Origin of the sequence: Endozoicomonas atrinae (genome assembly GCF_001647025.1) — a bacterium.
Lineage (GTDB): Bacteria > Pseudomonadota > Gammaproteobacteria > Pseudomonadales > Endozoicomonadaceae > Endozoicomonas > Endozoicomonas atrinae.
On sequence record NZ_LUKQ02000503.1, the window covers coordinates 1 to 1,829 of the forward strand.

The window sequence follows — 1,829 nt, forward strand, 5'->3', positions numbered from 1 at the left end:
GATCATCCTGAGTTTTAATCTGACTGGCTATTTGATCTACCAGTTTTTCGTTGATTTCAACGCTCATTGTTATTCTCCATTTTGGAGTATTAACGACAAGCGTTTACACAATTTAAATTACATTCCCAGATAAAATCATAACAAAGCATTTAAGAGTGATTCGCAACGCTTGGCGTTTTCGCTTCGCTCAAGTTCAAGTATAGCCGGCGCTCACACTTTAATGCGGCGTTAACCGCCGAATCAAAATTTTATGTATTTATAAATATTATTTTTCTCTAAATCTTTAGTTGTTTATTTATTAAGTTGTTTTTTTCATTTGGATGTATAAAGAATGAGTGATGACTCTGTTTATATAACTCAATATAACTTTAACAGTTTCTTAAAGAAAATTGACTTGGAGAAAGTGAAGCTTACTGAGAAGTCAGCTCTGAATAGAAATCTTTCTGCTATTTTGAATTTTTATGAGTTGAGATGGTTGAAATTATACCAAACAGCAATGGAAGAGCCTGGTGAAATTTTAAAGGAAGCTTATATTAAGCAGGTTTCTGTGGATAATGACCGATATGTATACTATACGCCTCCTGCTTATCATAAAGACTCAGAATGTATAAATTTGAAGTCTCGGTTTGAAAATGTTTTTATTCCAGAGCCTGTTCGAGTAAAGGGGCATGATGCGGTTGTATTGTTTCGTGAATTATATAAAAAGAATGTTGCATTGTATGAAAATAATCGGCCTGCATTTATGGCGCTTGTTGAATTAAAGCTTAAGGTTAAAATATTTGACCTTGAACATGTGGAGGCTGATAATTCTGGTTCACAAAAATTAGATGGCCTTATATTGTTATCACCTCAAGAAATTGAATATGAAATTGATAAACTGCTTGAGGAAATGAATACTTTTCGCCATTCATCTACTGAAACTGAGAATGAGGTTAAGAAGTTTGGGTATGCTACATATAAAGCCAAAAAGCATGACAATAATGGAAATTTCTCTTTAATCATTGATGACAAGGAAAGTGATTTACATAAGTGGCACAATTATAAGAAAAGTTTAAATCGTTTAGTTCAAGAATATTGTAGAGCGACGCTAAATCCTGAGTTTGAATTTAGCGCACCGATTCTTGAAGAAATTGGTTTCAGAGCCTGTCAAAGTTGTTGTGGAGATGCAATCAAAATTGAAGCTATTAACAACTTTTTCTCAGCAGAATCAAATTCTCAAAAGATTATTGATTCTATTCCATTTTAGGTTTATGAGTCCGCGGCTAACAAAAAATTCCAGCGGACACTCGCTCCGCTAGTGACGCTGAATTTGGCGCTAACCTCATAGACAACTGAAACCAACTACCAAACCACTCCACAAAAAAAACAGAAATAGCCCCTAACGGAGGCCAGTCGGCCAGATCACCGGGGCGTGAAGTCTGATAAGAAGCGCTCCCGGCTCTGACTGCGGTTGTTATTATTCCCACTTTGCCGCTTGGGTCTGGAACATCTGTGCATAGAATTAAGCTACCGGAATTGGCAGCTCATTTCATCCCCTTCAGGGTTCAATGGTTTGAGCTCACCTAGGCCACCATGGCTTTTATCATCACCGAAGGTATGACCTGATAGCTTATCTCGCCCCGGCTGTTGCGGGGCACTTGTCCAAAGTGGATTCGATCCATAGTTTTTATCCTGAAACGCCCTCAGTTTTGAGGGCTTTCCTGCATGTTACCCCAAGGCAATCCACGTTGATTTGATCTGTGTGTATTTTTCAAACCCGGTAAATGCCTTATCACGGGTGTTGCCTGACTGCTTATAACCGCCAAACGGCATCGTCATATCTCCGCCAT

Annotated in this window: 2 protein-coding genes; one reads left to right on the plus strand and one right to left on the minus strand. The window is 38.2% G+C overall.

The features are described 5' to 3' along the window. Window positions 1-331 precede the first annotated feature (331 nt). Entirely contained in the window at window positions 332-1,246 is a 915-nt protein-coding gene (locus AK963_RS28435) for a hypothetical protein (RefSeq protein WP_066018652.1), read from the plus strand. Window positions 1,247-1,707: 461 nt separating this feature from the next. Here the strand turns inward: AK963_RS28435 and AK963_RS32745 are convergent, their stop codons facing one another. Next, a complete protein-coding gene (locus AK963_RS32745) occupies window positions 1,708-1,818 on the minus strand; it encodes an aldehyde dehydrogenase family protein (protein WP_338011567.1) in 111 nt (36 codons plus the stop codon). Between the last annotated feature and the right edge of the window lie 11 nt (window positions 1,819-1,829).